This window comes from Bradyrhizobium sp. PRIMUS42 (assembly GCF_023006515.1).
In the GTDB taxonomy this organism is placed as follows: domain Bacteria; phylum Pseudomonadota; class Alphaproteobacteria; order Rhizobiales; family Xanthobacteraceae; genus Bradyrhizobium.
Genome location: NZ_JALBGZ010001546.1, coordinates 1 through 510, shown reverse-complemented (window position 1 = coordinate 510; position 510 = coordinate 1). Strand labels below are relative to the sequence as shown.

General features: G+C 68.8%; 1 protein-coding gene and 1 pseudogene. Both read right to left on the bottom strand.

Annotated elements, in window-relative coordinates; genetic code table 11:
- A partial coding sequence (locus tag MOV75_RS41560) for a tetraacyldisaccharide 4'-kinase (protein WP_247008688.1) occupies positions 1–342 on the bottom strand: 342 nt, incomplete at its 3' end.
- A pseudogene (locus MOV75_RS41555) lies at positions 335–510 on the bottom strand (3-deoxy-D-manno-octulosonic acid transferase); the annotation flags it as partial. The gene MOV75_RS41560 and the pseudogene MOV75_RS41555, both read right to left, overlap by 8 nt.

Below are 510 nucleotides of genomic sequence, written 5' to 3'. Positions count from 1 at the left end.
CGGGACGTCGCGCGCCATCATCAGGGGCTCGTCGCCGACATCCGCAGCATTGTGGCGCGCGCGGTCGACCATGACCGGGCCTTTCAGGTGTCCGCCATAGCCACGGCTCAGCACCACCGGCGTCTCGCCGAGCTCGCGCAGGAGCCTCGTCAGCGCCAGCACGGTCGGCGTCTTGCCGGCGCCTCCGACATGGTAGTTGCCGACACAGATCACGGGAATGCCGGCGTCTGCGCCTGTGCGCAGCATGCGCCGTTCGGTGACCGCGCCGTAGAGCAGACCCAGCGGCTGCAACGCATACGACGTGAAGGAGCGAGGCCGGTACCAGAAGGCCGGCTCACGCATTGGCGGCCCCCATCTCGATCCGCAATTGCAACAGATAGGGTTCGAGCGCCGTCATGGTGCGCTCCAGTGCGCCGCCGAGCTGCTCGACCACGCCGCTGCCGGCGCGCTGCATCTTGTCGCGCATGACGGGGTCGGCCAGCAACTGGCCGAGCTGCTTGACCAGCGCCT